Annotated in this window: 2 protein-coding genes and 1 pseudogene; 2 read left to right on the forward strand and 1 reads right to left on the reverse strand. The window is 32.0% G+C overall.

The window, feature by feature from the left end; genetic code table 11:
* Window positions 1-317 precede the first annotated feature (317 nt).
* Entirely contained in the window at window positions 318-539 is a 222-nt protein-coding gene (locus AC1DPQ_RS27030; protein ID WP_057934270.1) for a hypothetical protein, read from the reverse strand.
* Between the two features lie 202 nt (window positions 540-741).
* Between AC1DPQ_RS27030 and AC1DPQ_RS27035 the strand changes: the two genes are divergently transcribed.
* Window positions 742-1,308, forward strand: coding sequence for an RNA polymerase sigma factor (locus tag AC1DPQ_RS27035; protein ID WP_477584382.1), 567 nt, complete (start codon window positions 742-744; stop codon window positions 1,306-1,308).
* 6 nt (window positions 1,309-1,314) lie between these two features.
* Window positions 1,315-1,626, forward strand: a pseudogene (locus AC1DPQ_RS27040) (serine protease); the annotation flags it as partial.

Here is a 1,626-nt window from a genome sequence, read left to right on the forward strand (position 1 = left end):
TTACTGTAGTGTCTTTAACGGTTGTGTCTTTCACTGTAGTATCTTTTACAGTAGTATCTACAACTGTAGAATCAACTTTAGATGAATCAGTTGCGCCATCTTTTTTTTCTGATTTACAAGCAACAACGGATAGGGATAAAGCTAGAGCTAAAAAGCCCATTTTGAATGCATTTTTCATTTTTTTTAATTTGTTTGGTTTTGAAAATTAATTAATTACTAATTTATACAAAAAAGATAAGAAAGTAACCCTGTTTTCTTAAATAAAAAAGGTCGCGATGTAAAAACGCGACCTTTTTTATGTTATTTAGTAAAAATAATTAGTGTTTTACTTCTTCTTTTGTGGTAGTAGCTTTAATTGTAGTGTCTTTTACWGTAGAATCTTTWACTGTAGTATCAACAGCAGTTGTATCAGTAATAATAGTTGATGAATCTGTAACTGTTGTGTCAGCACCATCAGCTTTTTTACCTGATTCGCCGCAAGCAGCAACTGTTAACGATARAGCTARRGCTAAAAAGCCTAATTTGAATGCATTTTTCATTTTTGAATTTTTTTAAGTAATTAATTTCTTATTAATGCCGCAAAGGTAAAAAGGTAACCCGATAATTTACAAAAAAGTTAAAATATTTTTTTTTGAGGTTTGGGTTACCGTTTGCTTTAAGTTTGTATTAAGCAATTATAGTAGCTATAAATATTTTTTTGTCTAATATTGGGTTACTATTTATAGAAAAATGTATTAACTAGTGAATAACAGTTTAAAGAGTTCAGTTCCAACAGATAGAGAGGTTATTTTAGGTATTCTAAATAACTCAGAAGATACACTTAACAAGTTATACAAGGCTTATTATGCGATGGTTTTGCAATTTATCCTGAATAATAACGGTGATGAAGATGATGCAAAAGATGTTTATCAGGAAGGCATAATAATTTTATATAACAAAATTAAGGAAGGCAATTTTGAGCTGAGCAGCAAACTCAAAACCTACATTTATTCGGTATGTCGGCGTATTTGGCTAAAAAAACTTAGCCTAAACAGTAAAAAAGCCGGTAATATTACTGATTATGAAGATGTATTTGTTGTTGAGGAAGATGTAGAGCACCATGAAGAAAAGGATGCTGCTTTTGTGAAAATGCAATCGGCACTCGATCACCTGGGCGAACCTTGTAAAACCATTATTCAGGATTTTTATATCCACAATTTATCCATGCAGGATATCTGCGAAAAGTTTGGTTATACCAATACCGATAATGCAAAAACGCAGAAATATAAATGCCTGCAAAGGTTAAAGAAAATATTTTTTCAACCATAATTTGAAATGAGAAACGATTTGGAGTTAGATGCAATTATTGAAGATTACCTTTTAGGTAAACTTAATGCACAGGAAACTGAAGCTTTTGAACAGTTACGTCGTAATGATGCCACAGTAGATCATAAAGTAGTTTCGCATAAGTTCTTTTTAGAATCTATGGGAACATTTGCTGAGCAGTTGCGCTTAAAAGAACAGTTAAATCACATTCATTCAGAAATTGATGTGGAGGGTTTGGCTTCTACACTTAGGCCTCATCCATCACGTGTGGTTCAATTGTGGCGCAAACATAAATCTGCAATTGCAGTTGCAGCATCTTTC

It is taken from the genome of Pedobacter sp. 01T416_2, assembly GCF_056398925.1.